The organism is Marinobacter sp. MIT932201 (assembly GCF_047123295.1).
Taxonomy (GTDB): Bacteria; Pseudomonadota; Gammaproteobacteria; order Pseudomonadales; family Oleiphilaceae; genus Marinobacter; species Marinobacter salsuginis.
The window spans coordinates 3,266,352-3,283,439 of sequence record NZ_CP138917.1; the positions used below are offsets into that span (position 1 = coordinate 3,266,352).

Here is a 17,088-nt window from a genome sequence, read left to right on the forward strand (position 1 = left end):
GCCAGTCAGCCAAAATAGTCCTGAATCCACTCGAACAGTTTGGTGGTTGTCATGTCGCCAAGTGCCATCTGTTGAAAGTCATTGCCCACCTCATCCTCGATGGTCACAAACTGATATAGCAGAACGCCAGGCTGTTCATCGTGAAGAATCAGCGTAATTCTTCGCCGGGTTCGCAAACAGTCAATGGTCATCACATCCGCGGGTACACCGGCGTCGCGCATACCCCGGCGAACTTCCACCACCGGATTGATGTGCTGATGGGCTGCCTGGATGCGGGCATGGGCATCGCTGGCCAGGTCGGAAAGAATTTTCAAAGGATCTTCAGACATAAAGTGGTTGCCTTTTGATACCGGATGATCGTCAGGCCGGACATGGTAGCCCAAGCCCGGGCGCAAATAAAAAGCCCCGGGAGTGCACTTGCTGCGTGCAGGCGCACCATTGTTTACCACTCACAGAGCCCTTAAGCACCAATCAAACCCCGCAGCTTACATGCCAGCTTGTATATTTAAAGCCTTTTAGAACTTATGGCACAACGGTTGCAGCGGGTCAGGGGAAATTCTCAAGTGTTGCTCGGGAGACGACTGTGGACCTAAGACAATTCAAAACCCTCTGGGGACACGAGGGTTCTCTGGCAGAAGCCATTGATCAAGTCAGAGAGGCGGGGTTTTCAGGAATCGAAGCGCCGGTACCAGACGCTCCGGCCGAAGCCGCAGTCTTTGGTGAGACCCTCGCCGCAAACGGACTGCTCTGGATTCAGGAAATCTGTACGGCAGGCAGTTATGTGCCAAGACGCCATGCGGCGATAACAGAGCATCTGGAAGACTTTGAAGCGAAGATAATCAGCGCCTCATACACTGGCCTGAAACCCGAATTCGTCAATGTCATGGGGGGGTGCGATGCCTGGCCAATTGACGATTCCGTGCGTTTCTTCTCCGAAGCCCAGAACATTGCGGACAAACACAACGTCCCAGCCAGCTTCGAAACTCATCGCGGACGGAGCTTTTTCAGCCCATGGAACACCGTTGCCATCCTGGAGAAAGTACCGCACATCGATGTGACATGTGACTTCAGCCACTGGGCCGTGGTCAGCGAGCGACTCCCTCACATCGAATGGGACTGCATTGTGCGCACGGCCCAGCAGGCCCGCCATATTCATTCCCGCGTCGGCTACGATCAGGGGCCGCAGGTACCGCACCCGGCCGCGCCTGAATATGCGGATGCTCTCGCCTCACATCAGGCGTGTTGGGAGGCCGTTTGGGAATCCCAAATAGCACGCGGCCTGGAGGTCACCACCATGACTCCGGAGTTCGGTACCGATGGCTACCTGCACCTGTTGCCCTTCACCAAGGCGCCCATCGCAGACCTTTGGTCCCTGAACCGCTGGATTGGAGAGGAAGAACTGGCCCACTTCCAGCGCTGGCAGTCCGCGGCAACCAAAACATCTAAAATCGCTTAAACCTTCTGGGAGAGAACAGGACCATGTTCAATCTGACTCAGCATTTTCGCTATTCAGACGGTGTCTGGCCGCTGACGCTTGTGCTGGCCTACATCCTCACGACCTATATCGGTGGCTGGGTACTTATGGCCCAGCCGGGTTTTCTTCTGCCCATTATCGGCGTCCTGGCCTGCGGCCATGGGATGGTCATCGCCGCCTACCTGATACATGACTGCGGACATAATGCTTTGTTCAAGAAAACCGAGTACAACACCCGCCTTGGCAAGGCGTTGAACTGGCTCACTGGCGGCTGCTACGGCACCTACGAAGACCTCCGTTACAAACACATGCGTCACCATGTGGACAATGCCGACCCCATTTCCTTCGACTACCGGGCATGGCTCAAAGCGCACCCAAGAACCGAGAAAGCCGTCTTTGCCCTCGAGTGGTGTTACTTTCCGGCTGTCGACATTGTGATGCATGCCATGTTGATCATTGCCCCATTCACCAGTATCGGCAACCGCGAGCACCGGAGACGGTCTCTGGCAGTCATCGCGATCAGGACACTACTTCTGCTCGCGCTGGCCTCCTGGAGCCTCAAAGCCGTGTTGTTGTATGCGGTTGCCTATCTGTTGATGCTCACTGTGCTCCGCTTCTTCGATGCCTACCAGCACAACTATGAAATCCTGGTGAACCTGAATGATCCCGATGCTGTGTTTCCCTACAAAGGCAACCGCGAGTACGAGGAAAACAATACCTACAGCAACCTCATCAGCCGTCGATGGCCGGCGCTGAACCTGCTGGTGCTGAACTTCTGCTATCACAACGCGCACCACACCAAACCGACTATGCCCTGGTACAAGCTGCCTGCGTTGCACAGGGAACTCTACGGCGACAACTATACCCGGACAGTAGGGCTGAGAGGACAGCTCAGGAGCTACCACCGGAATCGCCTGGCGGGCATTTACGCGGAAACCTACGGCCAGGTGGAAGTTCCCGAAGCCCTGCGGGATGGCAAAGCAGTCCCCGTTTACGGACTCAGCTTCCTGACCGCTTTCTGAGGCTCACCCCATGACTGCAAAACTCTCCGGACAGGCCACATCGCAACCACTGACCAGGACTACCGTGAGCAAGGTCGGACCGAAGCCGGACAAGTGGTTTGATTTCAATCAGAGCGTGCCCGGTGGTCAGCGACTGGTGCTCGGAGCCGTCGGCTGGGTTGCGTTTCTTGCTCTGTGGCAGGTGACGTCCCAGATGGATCTTGCGCCTGATCGCTTGTATCCCGGCCCAGCCGCTGTCTTCAGCTCCCTTCGGGAATTGTTTCTGGAGAAAGCGTTCTTCAGTGACGTGTTGGCGAGTGTGAGCCGGATTGTTATCAGCTTCGGTATTGCCATCTTGATTGCCCTGCCGTTAGGCCTCCTGATGGGCTCCTTCGCCCGGGTGGACAGTATCCTCAACCCATTGCTCGGAGCCTGGCGCTACCTGCCGGCTCCGGCGTTCATCCCACTGCTTCTGATGTGGCTCGGGACCGGCGACAGCCAGAAAATCACCTTGTTGCTGATGGGCGTGGTGTTTTTCCTGGTCATCATGCTGGCCGACGTCACCCGGCAGACGCCCAGGGTGCTGATCGAAACCGCTAAAACATTGGGCGGCGGCCGGCGCATCATCCTCTGGACCGTGTTGTTCCGGAACTCGCTCCCCGGCTATGTGGACACCTGCCGGCAAATGCTGGCCGTGAGCTGGACCTACCTGGTCATCGCGGAAATTGTCGCGGCGACCGACGGTATCGGGGCGATGATGATGCGGGCCAAACGTTTTGTACACGTGGACGACATCATGGCGGGCATTGTCACCATCGGTGTGCTCGGCCTGCTGTTCGATGTTCTGTTCCGACTGATTTACCGGAAGTGCTTCCCCTATCTCGGACAGGCGAAGTGAAGCATGAAATACCATCTCCGATTCGTTTTCCAACCCAAGAGGTATCAAAAATGAACTGGCTCAAACGTGGAATGCCCCTGGTGCTCCTGGCACTGCTTTCCAGCACGGCTCTATCGGCTGAAAAGGTCAGATTGTCACTGTTCTCCTGGCCTGGTTATGGCTTCTGGTTCATCGCTCAGGAGAAAAACCTGGCACCTGACCTTGAGTTCGAAATTGCGATCATTGAAGACCCTTATGAAAGCTTTGCGCTAATGTCGGCCGACGCGCTGGATGTAACCTCAAGCACCGCAGAATATGCGCCCATTGCGGCCGATAAAGAGGTGCCGGTAAAGATGGTCACCTATACCAACCCCTCCTACGGCACAGACAAGATCGTTCTGGCACCCGGCGTGAACAGTGCTGAAGACCTGAAGGGCCAGTCTGTCGCCGTTCTTGAAGGCGGCCTCACCCAGATTTTTATGGGCATCTGGCTGGAAGAAAATGGCGTCAGCATTGATGAGGTCCAGTTCACCAACCTGATCATGGATGATGCCGTTGGCGCCCTTGTTGGCGGTGACGTGGCGGCCGCTGAATTCTGGGAACCGTTCGGATCCCAGGCACTGGATGCCCTGCCAGGCGCAACGGTTGTCGCTACTTCCGAGGAACCCGGCTGGATCGAGACAGCGTTGCTGGGCGATGCCATGTACATGAGCGACTACTTTCTCAAGGAAAAACCGGAAACAGCTGCCAAGGTCATGCAGGCCTATTTCGATGCTGTAGACTTCTGGAAAGCCAACCCCACCGAAGCCAACAAGATCATCGCCGAAGGCCTAAACTTCCCGGTTGCCGACGTTGAGAAAGTTCTGGGCACAGACGGCGAGATCTACAAAGGCGGGATCTGGATCTTCGACAAGGCGCAGGCTGCCAAGTACATGGGACTGATGCCGGGCGAACTGCCTCTGGGCCTGCCCAATGGCCAGGTTACCAACAACTGGGAGACTGTTACCGATTGGTGGCTCAAATTCGGTCTCATAGAAGAGCGCCATCCAATGGAATCCGGGGTGGATATGACACCGCTTAAATCCACGCTCTGACCCGACCGCAGAAAAGGAGCCACCCCATGTCTTCCAACACAGGTCTTTCTATCACAGGCGTAAGCAAGGTGTTCAAATCTGGCGGGCGGACCGTTCAGGCCATTGAAAACATCTCGCTGTCATTGTCGGCAGGAAAGGTGGGCGTATTGCTGGGCCCCTCAGGTTGTGGCAAATCCACCCTGCTGCGCATGGTTGCAGGCCTTGAGAAACCTTCGGAAGGCGACATTAACCTCAATGGCCGGGCGGTTTCCCAGCCCGGCCGGGACCGGGGCATGGTATTTCAGGACTACACTTCGTTTCCCTGGCTGTCCGTGCGGGAGAACGTGGCCTACGGACTTAAAATCAACGGCGATCGCAGTGCGTTGAATGAGGGAACCGTTGACCACTTCATTCAGGCCGTCGGTCTCGAAAAATTCGCCAGTACCTATCCTCACCAGCTCTCTGGCGGTATGCGACAGCGCGTGGCCATCGCCCGAACGCTGGCCAACTACCCTGAGCTACTATTGATGGATGAACCCTTCGGCGCCTTGGATCCGGAAACCCGCTGGCAAATGCAGGACCTGCTGCTGAACGTGGTTCGCAAGGAACGAAATACCGTGTTGATCGTAACTCATGACATTGAGGAAGCACTTTACCTGGGAGACGTGGTGTACTTCTTGTCACGCCACCCTGGCCGCCTGAAAGAAACGATCCATACGGACTTCAAAGTCGATCTGCCGGAAAACGACCGCGAAGCCTTCCTGCAGTCAGATGAATACCGGCGCCTCGAACTCCAGATTCGTCGACTGATGGGGGAGGAAGGTCGGGATGCTGCCTGATCTGGCTGCCCGCCCAGAGGGATTCCAGCCCCTTTTGCCACAAGGCTTTTCGGTGCCCAAGAGCTGGGAGGGAACCTACGCTCGCCTCATTCCCGCAGGGCCAGAGTGGACAGATTTGGATTTCGAAGCCGTTGTCGCGAGTCGGAGCAAGCTGAAGCACCTCTTTGGCCCCGAAGATGACTGGCCCCCAGGAGATCTTAGCCGAAGCATGGATGAGGCCGACCTCGCATGGCATGCAAATGAGTTCGAACTGGGCAAATCTTTCGCTTACCATCTCCTCGACACGGACCAACGGGAATGTCTTGGATGCCTTTACATCTATCCTACCGCTAGCATGGGCCATGACGCTGAAGCGTACCTGTGGACTCACCTCAACCTCGATAAAAAGGTTGCCGAGCGAATCGAACACGAGATCATTGATTGGCTGGATCTGGCGTGGCCTTTCGAATCGATCGCATGGCCGGGACGATTCATTTCTTTCGAATCATGGGCCGCAGCCGGGCTGAAAAACTACTATAGATGCACCCGAACAACATCCTTTCCCTATTTTTGATCGGGGCGCTTTAACGGGATCAGAGATTACCAAAAAATGAGCAATCCTTAAGCGAAATCTACCTCTGTCATCAGTAGCCTGCGCCTGACTAGATATACGCTGAGGGTTAACCAATATGGTCAATATGCTGGCTGCTATTCCGGTCAGGGCTCTATTCGCCCGATTATTTTCGCTGGTTTTTTTCGTGCTTGCTTTCACATTGGTCAGTGCCACTGTCATGGAAGTGATTGAAGCCCTCCAGTCTGGGCAGCAACTTATGCAGGCCCTGATCAAAGGCGTCAACGGAAGCATCATCGCTCTTGCCGTATACGAGCTGGCAATGGTTATTCGTTCCGAATACAGCGGACGTTCAGAGTCGCACGATGTCATCACCATGATGCGGCGAACACTGCCGCGTTTTATAGGCACGGTTTGTGTTGCGATGTCTTTGGAAGGCCTGATCATGATCATCAAGTACAGCCAGCTGGAGCTGGCTGGAAATCTCTATTATCCGGTCGCTATTATCGCGAGCACTGCTCTGCTCCTTGCATCGTTGGGTGTATTCCTCCGAATGGCTCCTAAAGACCAGACCTCACCCGGAGAGCCTTCATAATCCGGCTGGCAAAGTCCCATGCCACACCGGCAACCCGAGATCTTCCGGATCGTCATTCGGTCCGCCGGTGCGGCTTTTGAACGCCCCCTCTTCAATCGGTATCCGGAATAACGCCGTTGCTTTTCGCTCCTTGTCATTTGGTGACCTGACCTGTTCCCACCGTCCTGGCTCAATCTGGTTGATAATCGCGCGGAACGCGGCATCAAAGTCAGCATCATCAGTTACCGGAACCGCATGGCCAAACAACACCAGTGATTCATAGTTGGCACTGTGATTGAACGCCGATTTGGTCATCACCCATTCGTTTGTCACGGCGAAGGAGATGCAGAGCAATGCGCCCGATTCCAGACGTCGGGACAACCGTCCGCCATTCAGCGTATGCACGAAGAGATCATCACCAAGCCGCCAGGCGGTGATCGGAATGATCCGGGGCTCACCTTCTTCAACAAATCCCAGGTGGGCCGTTTTTAGTCGATCAATCAGTTTGTAGGCTGTTTCCCGATCATAACTGGCTCTCTTGGCTGCCCTCTGCACACTACTGCGCGGACAGGAAGTCAGCGGGGACGCACCAATGCGGGCCACATCAGTCGTTGTCATCAAAAGCTCCTTTCTGGTCTTGCACTTCAAAAAAACGTACTTCTATTGAAAGGCAGTTCTGATACCATCAAAAGATCCAGATTATGAATTTAAATGGGACCAGTTGACGTGATTGACGATCTCCGGCTGGATGGTGAGCATCCACTGCAACACCAGCTGTATCAGCAACTGGCCGAACGGATACTCGACCAACGATATCCGGCCGGGCGCCAAATGCCGCCCAGCCGTCAGATGGCCCAGGACCTGGGCATCAGCCGCAACACGGTGAACGCCGTATACGAACAGCTCAAGGCCGAGGGCTTTCTTCAAAGTCGTGCCGGCAAGGGTATCTTTGTCCACGAAGACATCAAATCAGTCGTCAAACCATCCGGACCAGGCGTGGACAAAGCTGTCGGGGTTGGCATGGAGCTGCCGCCGCTTCCTGCGCGGCCCTCTGGAAAATCAAAACCCGTGGAAGACGCCAGCTTGCCGTTCCAGCCGGGCCTGCCGGACCTGGACGCGTTTCCGATTCGGGCCTGGAATCGCATCATGCATCATCAGGAAAGCCGCCGATCACTGCGGGGATACGACAGCATCCAGGGCTATCAACCCCTGAGACGCGCCATCGCCGCTTACCTGCGAACCTCCCGCGGTGTTCGTTGCCAAGAGCATCAGGTGATCATAACCAACGGCGCCCAGCAGGCGCTCTCGCTGTTAGCGGATGTTTTTCTGCAACCAGGTGACAGCATCCTGTGTGAAAACCCCGGATACCGTGGCGCCCGGAACGCGCTGGGCCGCTTTGGCAATCCACTGATTCCAATCCCTCTCAAAAACCAGGTCCTGGATGTGGAGGCGCTGCCTGGCCTCGAGTCGGCCAGGGCCAGGCTCCTGTTCTGCACACCCACGCACCAGTACCCCATGGGCGGCATCCTGGATCTGTCCCAGCGGATGGCGCTTGTACAGTGGGCCCAGCGAACCGGATGCTGGATCATCGAGGACGACTACGACAGCGAGTTCCACTTCTACAACAAGCCCTTCGCCGCCATTCAGGGCCTGTTCGAGAATGCGCCCGTGCTCTACATGGGCAGTTTCAGCAAGACTCTGCTACCCGCATTGCGCGTCGGGTACCTGGTGGTTCCGGAAGCGGTTGTCGAACCCCTACTCTGGGCAAAGCAGATCAGCGGTGGCGAGACGCCGCTCCTTACCCAGGCTACCATCGCCGAATTCATTGAGAGTGGTCAGTTCACACGTCATCTCAGGCGAATGCGCCAGCTCTACCGGGACAAATGGCAACGCTTCCAGCATGAGGTAATCGAAAAGCTCGGTGGACTTGCCCAACCAGTGGCGGAAAGCGCGGGAATGCATCTGGTGCTGGAAGGGGCTTTTGATGATGTGGCTCTCAGCCAATGGTTGAAAGCCAGAGGCTTTGGCAGCACGCCGCTCAGCGCACACTTCCTGGGGAAAAACGCGAAAACGGGCCTGGTAATGGGCTTTGCCAGTGCCAACGAGCGTGAAATCACAGAATGCGTTACCGACCTGAGGGACAGGCTAGCAAACCAATCTCTCTCGAATTAACGTTCAGACTTCCCAAAGTACCCAGACAGTTCAGCAGCCAGAAAATCAAAGACCGTCCGAACCCGCAGGTTCATCCTGAGTTCCCGATGTGATACCAGCCAGACATCGCCGCCGAACACCTTATCCTCGAAGACTCTCTCAACGTCAGGCTCTGCATCACCCAATTCAACGGGCATCATACCAATACCGATACCCGCCCGAGTCAATTGCCAATGAACCAGATGGCTGTCCGTCCTGGCAACAAATTGCTCATCCTGCAGCTTGAGGCCACGTTGCGCCAAGGCTCCCATGTATCTCTCATTGTTTGAGAGAAAGCCGATGAATGGAGCCTTACAAAGATCCTCGGTCATCGACGATGGCAGATCAGCCAGGATTTTCGGTGTAGCGAAAAGAGTCGCAGAGAATTCACCCACCTTTCGGGCGATAAGATCGGGTTCGGTGGGCCGAAAATTACGGATGGCGATATCTGCTGCGCGCCGGCGAAGATCGCTGGCTTCGTTGGACGCGACAAGATTGACGCGAACGCCCGGATACTGCTGTCGGAGTCTTCGAACAATGGACGGCAGAATGTAGGCTGCAGTGATTTCCGATGCTGAAATCGCAATCTCGCCTTCAATGGATGTTGCCCGACCGGTTGCCGCGAGCGAGAGGCTGCTGGCGGCCTCCCCCATCGCTCGAACGTAGGCAAGCAGATCCAGGCCATTCCGAGTCAGTTCCAGCCCTCGACCACCCCGCTCGAAAAGCGCTGTAGAAAGCTCTTCTTCCAGTGCCGCAACCTGTCTTCCCAGGGTTGGTTGCGAAACGCCCAACGCCTTTGCGGCAGCCGAGAGAGATCCCTCCTCCGCAGTCACCAGGAATGCGCGTGCTCGGTTCCAGTCAAATTTAACGGCTCGCCAATCCATTCAGAAATGCATACCTGAAATAATTTTTTGTCGATATTACCAACAAAAGTGAAGATATAGAATCCGTTCCAGGTATTGAATCAACTACCCTAAGAGCCGAAATCATGAATTCTTCCATCAGTTTCTGGAACCGCAGCGCTGCACGCTACGCCCAACGGCCAATCGCGGACCAGAATGCCTATCTGCGAAAAATCGCCCTCACCCAGAAATATCTCAATCCGGAAATGGATGTTCTGGAGTTCGGCTGCGGTACCGGATCGACGGCACTTATTCATGCTCCCAGGGTGCGTAGCTACCTGGCAACCGATGCCTCGCCCCGGATGATAGACATTGCCCGAAAGCGAAAGACAGAAAAATCCGCCGACAACCTCCGCTTTGTGGTTGCCACACTTGACGACATGCAACATCGACAGCAGGCGTTCGACGCAATTCTGGGGTTGAACATTCTGCACCTGCTCCGAGACCCCGAAGGTGCGATACAACAGGTTTCAAGCATGCTGAAACCTGGCGGAGTATTCATTAGCAACACCGCCTGCCTTCAAGATACCTGCCCCTATTTGAAACCAGTCGCTGCCCTGGCTCGAGTGCTGCGACTCGCGCCCTATGTTAATTTCTTGTCCCGTGCTCAGCTGGAGCGGCATCTGGAGCATGGCGGATTCCAGATTGATTACCGCTGGGTGCCTGAAACCTCGAAAGACGTTTACTTCCTGATTGCCAGAAAACCAGAATAGGACGGGGTTTATCCCCAACAGAGTAATAAGAACGGTTGGAAAAACCGGAATCGGATGGCAAGCTTCCCTGACCCACGGCGCGCTGTATTTCAGCGCCAATCAAAAAGGAGAACAGAATGGGAAGTTCAAAGCTGGTCGGTATCGTTTTACTGGTTGTTGGCATCGGATTGCTTTATTTCGGCTATCAATCAACCCAGTCCCTAGGAAACCAGCTAACCGAGACGGTCACAGGCCGATTTACCGACGACACCATGTGGTACCTGATCGGCGGGGCGGCCGCTGCTGCAGCCGGCGCTTTCCTGACATTCTTCAAGAAATAACCCAGCCTGTTTTTCACCGCTCGGGCCTGACCACAAACCAGCTGGCCAGGACGAGCGCTCCAAACACCGTGTAAGCCACAATAAACACCCAATCCGGAGCGCTGTAATACAGAATGGATTGCAGCCAGTGCTGGATGAACGATCCCTCATAGCCCGCCTCCCCGGCCTTGGCCCGGAGCGCCATTTCCCAGCTTGTGAGCGGGCATAACACGCCCAGCCAGGATTGAAGAACCACAACGGCAATAACCGCCAGGTGGCTCAGGCGAAACCAGAAATTGCGGACCCACCGCCACTGAAGGAAATAACCAGCGAAAGTTGCCACCAGCCCGAGGATCACGAAGGCCACCAGCATCGTGTGCAGGATCAGGAGCGCATCAGCAAAGACCAGGAACCAGGAGGTATCCATCGCTCATCTCCGACCGCTAACCCATCACGTAGCGGGCTCTGCCCTGTCTTTTAGCGCAATACAAGGCTTCGTCGGCCCTTCTGATCATGTCGTCGATTGAATCGAATTCGCTGGCCAGGCCCTGACAGATCCCTATGGAACAGCTGAGTACCTTGCTATTGGGGCTGTCCTCATTTGGCACCGCCCGTTCCTGCCATTGACGGAGTATTTCCGTCGCAAGTCGTTCGAAACGGTCAGCATGGTCGCCTTCGATCACCGCCATGAATTCTTCGCCGCCGTAGCGCCCGAGGATATCCGTCTGCCGCTTGAATACCTGTCTCATGATGTCGGCCTGGATGCGGATGGCTCGGTCGCCCTCCTGGTGGCCATAGCGATCGTTGAACTGCTTGAAATGATCCAGATCCATCATGAACACGGCGAGTCGATGATTGGCACGCCGCTTCAATGCAAACAGGCGTTCAGATTCGCTCATCAGAGCACGCCGGTTGAACAACTCCGTGAGACCATCCACGGTGCTCAGGCCAACCAACTGCTCGTTGGCATCTTCAAGCTGCCCCAGCAATCGATCAATCCTGTGCCTTCCAATAACACCGACAAACAATGAACCAGCCACGAACCCGGCATTCATCCATGTTCGCTCGCCGTAAACTGAATCCAGCAGCATCAACCCGACAAAGCCTGCCGAACTGATCAGCATCGCAGCCAACGCATAATAGAATTTCATTCCGAAAACAAAGAAACCAAAGAAGGCATACAGCAGCGTACCTTCATAGGGAAAACTGAAGGCCGCCTGTTCCCAGGCCACATGGATAAGGTAGTAATTCGCGTAGGTAATGCTGATAACGGTTGCCAGGAATGCTGTCTGGGCAAAGCGCAGAAATTGCGGAGCAAAGGTGAAAACCAGCAGGCCAGCAAGAATCGGAAGTTGGATAAGAGCCCTGTTGGTGATGTAGGCGCCAGACAATTCTGGAGGGATCAGTTGAAGGTCACCAATCATGAACAGGGAGATCAGAATCCCGCCAACCACGATTGAGAGTCGCAGCATAAGCAGATCGCGGGAGGACACGGTATTCAGTTCAACCGAAGGAGTCGGCATAAAAGTAAAATCCACAACGCACTTGATTCCCTGTACATGCCGAGTCTAAACAAATTCTCGCCCTGACCACCAGTAAATAGAAGGTTCAAAAGACGTACCACTGTTAGGTTTTTAGCGCAGGCCTCACTCAACCATCAGCATTTTCACCATTCGACGCACCAAAGGAGCAACTTAGCCACCAAATCGCACCATGTTGAAGCAAAGGGATTCCTGTCAACGGCTCTTCAACAACATTATTGTGCAGCATGCACAATGACTGATCGACCAGGCCACAAGATTCGCCCCGAAAAACCCCTATGGCACAAACGTTGCCAACTCTCCTTGTGTTAACTACGACTCGGAGAGATCGCCATGACCACTGAACCAACACCTAAAGAACAGGATTACCCCTTAAGCCCCGTCCCCATGGATCAGCGTAAAAGCGTCTGGTCCATGGGGCTGGTCCTCCTTGGCTTTACTTTCTTTACCGCCACCATGTGGGCCGGTGGCAGCGTTGGTGTTGCCTTCGACTTTTCCACCATGCTCATGGTGCTGGCGGTCGGCAATCTGCTGCTGGGGCTCTACGCAGCAGGGCTTGGCTATATCGCCGCGAAAACAGGCCTGAACACTGCGCTGATGAGCCGGTTCACCTTCGGCGAGATGGGCAGCAAGCTTTCAGATTTTATTCTGGGCTTCACCCAGATTGGCTGGTACGCCTGGGGCACCGCCACTATGGCAATTCTGCTGGTTAAACTCACGGGGATGCCGGAGGGGATGACAACACCGCTGATGGTGCTGTTCGGTTTCGCCTTCTGTGTTACCGCGTTTATCGGTTATCAAGGCCTCGAGTGGCTATCTCGGGTGGCTGTGCCCGCCATGATCATTCTGGTGGCCGTCAGCATGTCCTTCGCCACGGCCGATGCCGGCGGCCTGTCCGGGCTTCTGGCCATTACCCCGACGGATGAAATGACCGTTGCAGCGGCAATCACGCTGGTGTTCGGCACCTTTGTCAGCGGCGGCACCCAGGCCACCAACTGGACCCGCTTCGCGAAATCCGGCAAAACCGCGGTGATCGCCACATTGCTTGCTTTCTTCCTCGGTAACGGACTGATGACACTGATCGGCGCCTTTGGTGCCCTCGTCTATCAGCAGGCCGACATCGTCGACATCATGGTCGCCCAGGGTCTGGCCACACTCGGTATCCTGATGCTGTTCCTGAATCTCTGGACCACCCAGGACAACACGGTTTACAACTTTGCGGTGGCAGGCTGCAACCTGATCCGTACCCGCCGCCGCAAGTCAGTGACCATTGCTGGTGCCGCGATCGGAACCGTACTGGCGGTGCTGGGTATGTACGAATGGCTGATCCCGTTCCTTGTTCTGCTTGGTACCTTTATCCCGCCGATCGGTGGCGTCATCATGGCCAGCTACTTTGTCGGCTATAAACGCCAGTATCCCGATCTGACCAAGGTCACACTGCCAGCTTTCAACGTCCCGGGGCTCGCGGCCTACGCCATCGGCTCCGCAGCCGCCTATACTTCCCCCTGGATTGCACCCATTGTGGGTGTCCTCGTCGCGGCCTTGAGCTACAGCCTCATTCTGGTGGTCAGCGAAGCTGTCCGTGAGCGCAAAGCACAGGTAATGGGAGCAATCTGAGTGACACTGCGATGCCGGGAGGTGCCACTTCTGCCCGGCCTGGACGCCATTCGGCTCCGGGGCGGGGAGTCCGCCGGGGATAACCCGGTACGCTGGCCCTATGTGGCGGAAAACCGCTCGTTCAAGAACTGGGTCAAAGGTGGCGAGCTGGTGTTCGTTACCGGCATTAGCCGGCATCGCAGCCCCCAGAATCTGGCGGAATGCCTGTATGAAGGTAAAGAATGCAATGTCTCCGGACTCGTCGTCCTGACCGGAGACGCCTATATTGGCCAACTGCCCAACACGCTCTGTCGGCTGGCCGACGAGCTCGCGATACCTCTGTTCGAACAGCCCTATTCGCTGCCCATGGTGGAAGTCACGGAGGCCATCGGCAGAGCCATCGTCTGGTCCGAACATACATCGATTGAGCAGGTGGATCCGTCCATTCTGGCGGAATCTACCGAATTGCTCGACGCCTGGATCGCCTGCCGAGGAAACCAGAGTGCCATGGCAGAAGCATTGGGTTGTCACAGAAACACGATACGCAACCGAATGAACCAACTCAGTGAATCGTTACCAGGACCGAGCAACACCACTGAAAAATTCAGAACACTCTTAAAGGCCCACCTGCTATTGAAACCATAAAGGTTGGTGAGCGACTTACCGGAGACAATATGACCACACCATTGAATGCCATAGCCAACGCGCGTTTACAGGGCCAGGATGGGCTGTACAGGCTCGAGATCACCAACGGACGCTTTTCAGGTATCACGGCCCAACCCGACAACGCCACCACCAGAGACGGCGAACTGGATGCCGGAGGCAATCTGGTCACCGCACCTTTCGTGGAACCGCACATTCACCTGGACGCTGCCATGACGGCCGGCGAGCCCCGATGGAACAAGAGCGGCACCCTGTTTGAAGGCATTGAATGCTGGTCCGAGCGCAAGACAACCCTGAGCCACCAGGATGTCATTAACCGCGCCACCCAGACACTGAAACTGTTTGCCGCTCACGGCATCCAGTACGTCCGTACCCATGTGGACGTAACGGATCCGAGCCTGACGGCCCTCAAGGCCATGCTTGAGGTTCGCGAGAACACCGCAGCCTTTGTAGATATGCAGATCGTCGCATTTCCCCAGGAGGGCATCTGGTCTTTCAAAAACGGGCGTGAGCTAATGGAGGAAGCCGTGCGGCTCGGAGCTGATGTGGTTGGTGGCATCCCCCACTTCGAGTTTACCCGGGACTACGGCGCGGAATCCGTTCGCTGGCTGATGGAGCTGGCCCACAAAAACGACCGGCTGGTGGATGTCCATTGCGACGAAATTGATGATCCGGAATCCCGGTTCCTGGAGGTTCTGGCCGCCGAGGCCCTCAGACTGGATTACGGTTCCCGGGTATCCGCCAGCCACACCTGCGCCATGGGCTCCTATAACGATGCCTACTGCAGCCGCCTGTTCCGATTACTGAAAAAGTCCGGGCTGCGCTTTCTTTCCATGCCTACGGAAAGCCTGCATTTGCAGGGTCGGTTCGACAGCTACCCCAAACGCCGCGGCATCACCCGGGTCCCCGAGCTGCTTGATGCCGGACTGAAGGTTGCCTTCGGCCAGGATTCGATTCGCGACCCCTGGTATCCGATGGGCAATGGCAACATGCTCCGCACCCTCGATGTCGGTCTGCACGCCTGCCATATGCTGGGCATGAGCTGGATCGACCGGTCGCTGGAACTGATTACCGACAATGGCGCGGCAGCGCTGGACCTTGATGAGTATGGCGTTTACGAGGGGATGCCAGCACGGTGCGTGGTGCTTCAGGGAACCACACCCTATGAAGTGCTGCTCGGACAACGACCGGTGCTGGCTTCTGTACGAGACGGGCAAGTGCTGGTCCGGCGGGAGGCATCCCACCCGGAATCCGGCCTGATGCTTTAAGAAAGCTGCCCGGTTCAGAACAAAAGCGTGAGGCCACCGGTCACCACGGCAAACAGAACCGACAACCCGATGACAGTCATCCAGGGGAAGGGCGGTGGAGGTGGCTCAATGGCCAGTTCTTTCTCCAGGTAATTTCGGAGCAGGCGGGTATTCCGCGTGTTGGCTTTGTAGACCGCATCGAACGCATCACCGACCACCGGCAAGAGCCCGCCCAGGAAATCAATGCCCATGTTGCGCAGCATGCGAAGCTTAACTGTCTTACTGGCGCCCGCCCGCTGCGCCTCCACCAGCACGTAGCTTGCCAGCACCAGGCCGGCCATGTCTCCCACCACGGGCAACAGGCCAATCACTGCCTCCGCACCAATCCGTACATTGGTGAACGGAATCGCGATGTTGCTATCGGTAAAGCGGCTGAATTTATCCAGCCGTGCCAGAATGGCCCGCTGCCGGGCTTCGGAAGGTTTCGGCATTTTGGCTCCCGTTAACGCACTCACTCAGGCTTTGCAGCGATTTCCTCAAATGCCTGTACCAGGGTATCGGGTTCTTGCGCACCGGAGATCAGGTATTTCCCGTTCACGATGAATGCCGGCACTGCCGAAACACCGGCCTGTTGATACGTTGCCTCGTCCGCGCGCACCACGTCGGCATATTCGTCGGAATTCAGAATTTGCTCCGCCCTGGCGCGATCAAGCCCCAGATTCTCGACGCAGCTCAACAAGACACTCGGATCGGAGACATCCTCTGCCCTTCCGAAGTAGGCCTCAAAGAGCGCCAGTTTCATCTCAGTCTGCAGTCCCTGCTCTCCTGCCCATTTTACCAGCCGGTGAGCGTCAAACGTATTGGTGGTCAGACGTTCCTGCAGCTTCTCGAAGTTGACGCCCAGATCCTTTGCGATGCTCATCATCTGATTCTGGGTTGCACGCATTTCCTCTTCGCTGCGGCCGTACTTTCTGGCCAGCGCCGGGAGAATAGGCTCGCCCTCTCCGCTGTGGTCCGGGTTCAGTTCAAAGGCATGCCACTGAACGCCGAATTCATACTCAGGCGCCAACTGCTTAATGGCCTGTTCCAGACGCGCATACCCAATGGCACACCAGGGGCAGGCGATGTCGGAAACAATGTCGATGTGAATCTTTTGCATGGGGAATCCTGTCAGCTGGTGGAATACATCATCCCTCAGACTAACACGGACACCGATCAGCAATCTCCCGCAAGATGCCCGGGATCAATTGCTTTTCCATGGCTGCCTGTCGGCCTTTCCCCAATGACTTGCGTATACTCTTCATCTATCAATCAAACCGCATGAGGAGTCTGCCAATGGCCGATGAAGATACACTCACCGCTCTGAAAACCGCCTTTACCTTCATGCCCCAGCCGGTCGAAATTAATCGGTTTGAGTATGGGGATGATGCCGACAGAATTCTGGCTCAGGTGAACTTTGTGCGGGAAGTGTTGACCCGTCACGGCATTGATCCGGAAGAAGTCGCCGGCGAGATCAACCCTGACTCATCCCCCAATTCCTGTTACTGAG

The 17,088-nt window shown here is 55.9% G+C and carries 21 protein-coding genes; 14 read left to right on the top strand and 7 right to left on the bottom strand.

All coding sequences use genetic code 11. The features are described from left to right. Positions 1-5: 5 nt before the first annotated feature. A complete protein-coding gene (locus SIC15_RS14980; protein ID WP_349342641.1) occupies positions 6-329 on the bottom strand; it encodes a hypothetical protein in 324 nt (107 codons plus the stop codon). Positions 330-583: 254 nt separating this feature from the next. Between SIC15_RS14980 and SIC15_RS14985 the strand changes: the two genes are divergently transcribed. The 7 genes from SIC15_RS14985 (at position 584) to SIC15_RS15015 (ending at position 6,409) form a co-directional block, all read left to right on the top strand. Next, positions 584-1,456: a sugar phosphate isomerase/epimerase family protein gene (locus tag SIC15_RS14985; RefSeq protein ID WP_349342640.1), complete on the top strand. Its 873-nt coding sequence runs from the start codon at positions 584-586 to the stop codon at positions 1,454-1,456. A 23-nt stretch (positions 1,457-1,479) separates the two neighbouring features. After that, on the top strand, positions 1,480-2,496 hold the full coding sequence (locus tag SIC15_RS14990; RefSeq protein WP_349342639.1) for a fatty acid desaturase: 1,017 nt from the start codon (positions 1,480-1,482) through the stop codon (positions 2,494-2,496). 64 nt (positions 2,497-2,560) lie between these two features. Then, complete coding sequence (locus SIC15_RS14995; RefSeq protein WP_349342638.1) at positions 2,561-3,373, top strand: ABC transporter permease; 813 nt, start codon at positions 2,561-2,563, stop codon at positions 3,371-3,373. Between the two features lie 50 nt (positions 3,374-3,423). Next, positions 3,424-4,446, top strand: a complete 1,023-nt coding sequence (locus tag SIC15_RS15000; protein ID WP_349342637.1) for an ABC transporter substrate-binding protein — start codon at positions 3,424-3,426, stop codon at positions 4,444-4,446. A gap of 26 nt (positions 4,447-4,472) precedes the next feature. Next, complete coding sequence (locus SIC15_RS15005; protein ID WP_349342636.1) at positions 4,473-5,264, top strand: ABC transporter ATP-binding protein; 792 nt, start codon at positions 4,473-4,475, stop codon at positions 5,262-5,264. Next, positions 5,254-5,817 carry a hypothetical protein gene (locus SIC15_RS15010; protein WP_349342635.1) on the top strand — a complete coding sequence of 188 codons (564 nt, stop codon included), beginning with the start codon at positions 5,254-5,256 and terminating at the stop codon, positions 5,815-5,817. Before SIC15_RS15005 ends, SIC15_RS15010 begins: the two co-directional genes overlap by 11 nt. Before the next feature lie 115 nt (positions 5,818-5,932). Next, a complete protein-coding gene (locus tag SIC15_RS15015; RefSeq protein WP_412536319.1) occupies positions 5,933-6,409 on the top strand; it encodes a hypothetical protein in 477 nt (158 codons plus the stop codon). On the opposite strand, the gene SIC15_RS15020 is transcribed toward SIC15_RS15015, so the two are convergent. Beyond that, positions 6,404-7,006 (bottom strand): pyridoxamine 5'-phosphate oxidase family protein, encoded by a 603-nt coding sequence (locus SIC15_RS15020; RefSeq protein ID WP_069184310.1) that lies wholly within the window; start codon positions 7,004-7,006, stop codon positions 6,404-6,406. The two genes, SIC15_RS15015 and SIC15_RS15020, sit on opposite strands and share 6 nt — an antisense overlap. A gap of 93 nt (positions 7,007-7,099) precedes the next feature. On the opposite strand from SIC15_RS15020, the gene SIC15_RS15025 reads away from it, so the two are divergent. After that, a complete protein-coding gene (locus SIC15_RS15025) occupies positions 7,100-8,560 on the top strand; it encodes a PLP-dependent aminotransferase family protein (protein ID WP_412536320.1) in 1,461 nt (486 codons plus the stop codon). Here the strand turns inward: SIC15_RS15025 and SIC15_RS15030 are convergent. Continuing rightward, positions 8,557-9,462, bottom strand: a complete 906-nt coding sequence (locus SIC15_RS15030) for a LysR family transcriptional regulator (protein ID WP_412536321.1) — start codon at positions 9,460-9,462, stop codon at positions 8,557-8,559. The genes SIC15_RS15025 and SIC15_RS15030 overlap by 4 nt on opposite strands. 104 nt (positions 9,463-9,566) lie before the next feature. Here SIC15_RS15030 and SIC15_RS15035 point away from each other — a divergent pair, with 104 nt between their 5' ends. Together SIC15_RS15035 and SIC15_RS15040 are read left to right on the top strand one after the other, a co-directional pair. After that, the gene (locus SIC15_RS15035; RefSeq protein WP_412536322.1) at positions 9,567-10,193 is read left to right on the top strand and encodes a class I SAM-dependent methyltransferase; all 627 of its coding nucleotides are present in this window, start codon (positions 9,567-9,569) and stop codon (positions 10,191-10,193) included. Between the two features lie 116 nt (positions 10,194-10,309). After that, positions 10,310-10,513: a DUF3185 family protein gene (locus SIC15_RS15040; protein WP_069184313.1), complete on the top strand. Its 204-nt coding sequence runs from the start codon at positions 10,310-10,312 to the stop codon at positions 10,511-10,513. A gap of 13 nt (positions 10,514-10,526) precedes the next feature. Here the strand turns inward: SIC15_RS15040 and SIC15_RS15045 are convergent, their stop codons facing one another. Further along, the gene (locus SIC15_RS15045) at positions 10,527-10,919 is read right to left on the bottom strand and encodes a DUF2784 domain-containing protein (protein ID WP_412536323.1); all 393 of its coding nucleotides are present in this window, start codon (positions 10,917-10,919) and stop codon (positions 10,527-10,529) included. A 16-nt stretch (positions 10,920-10,935) separates the two neighbouring features. Further along, complete coding sequence (locus SIC15_RS15050) at positions 10,936-12,015, bottom strand: GGDEF domain-containing protein (protein ID WP_412536324.1); 1,080 nt, start codon at positions 12,013-12,015, stop codon at positions 10,936-10,938. A 351-nt stretch (positions 12,016-12,366) separates the two neighbouring features. On the opposite strand from SIC15_RS15050, the gene codB reads away from it, so the two are divergent. Genes codB through codA form a run of 3 tightly spaced genes read left to right on the top strand, consistent with a single transcriptional unit; the run spans position 12,367 to position 15,560 of the window. Further along, positions 12,367-13,650, top strand: a complete 1,284-nt coding sequence (codB, locus tag SIC15_RS15055; RefSeq protein ID WP_412536325.1) for a cytosine permease — start codon at positions 12,367-12,369, stop codon at positions 13,648-13,650. Then, on the top strand, positions 13,651-14,274 hold the full coding sequence (locus tag SIC15_RS15060; RefSeq protein ID WP_412536326.1) for a PucR family transcriptional regulator: 624 nt from the start codon (positions 13,651-13,653) through the stop codon (positions 14,272-14,274). It abuts the gene before it with no gap. A gap of 29 nt (positions 14,275-14,303) precedes the next feature. Next, a complete protein-coding gene (gene codA, locus SIC15_RS15065) occupies positions 14,304-15,560 on the top strand; it encodes a cytosine deaminase (RefSeq protein ID WP_412536327.1) in 1,257 nt (418 codons plus the stop codon). A 14-nt stretch (positions 15,561-15,574) separates the two neighbouring features. Here the strand turns inward: codA and SIC15_RS15070 are convergent, their stop codons facing one another. Both SIC15_RS15070 and SIC15_RS15075 read right to left on the bottom strand, forming a co-directional pair. Further along, complete coding sequence (locus tag SIC15_RS15070) at positions 15,575-16,030, bottom strand: DUF4112 domain-containing protein (RefSeq protein ID WP_291906304.1); 456 nt, start codon at positions 16,028-16,030, stop codon at positions 15,575-15,577. A 20-nt stretch (positions 16,031-16,050) separates the two neighbouring features. Beyond that, positions 16,051-16,698, bottom strand: a complete 648-nt coding sequence (locus SIC15_RS15075) for a DsbA family oxidoreductase (RefSeq protein WP_412536328.1) — start codon at positions 16,696-16,698, stop codon at positions 16,051-16,053. A 176-nt stretch (positions 16,699-16,874) separates the two neighbouring features. Between SIC15_RS15075 and SIC15_RS15080 the strand changes: the two genes are divergently transcribed. Beyond that, positions 16,875-17,087, top strand: a complete 213-nt coding sequence (locus tag SIC15_RS15080) for a penicillin-binding protein (protein ID WP_136630549.1) — start codon at positions 16,875-16,877, stop codon at positions 17,085-17,087. Position 17,088: the final 1 nt, after the last annotated feature.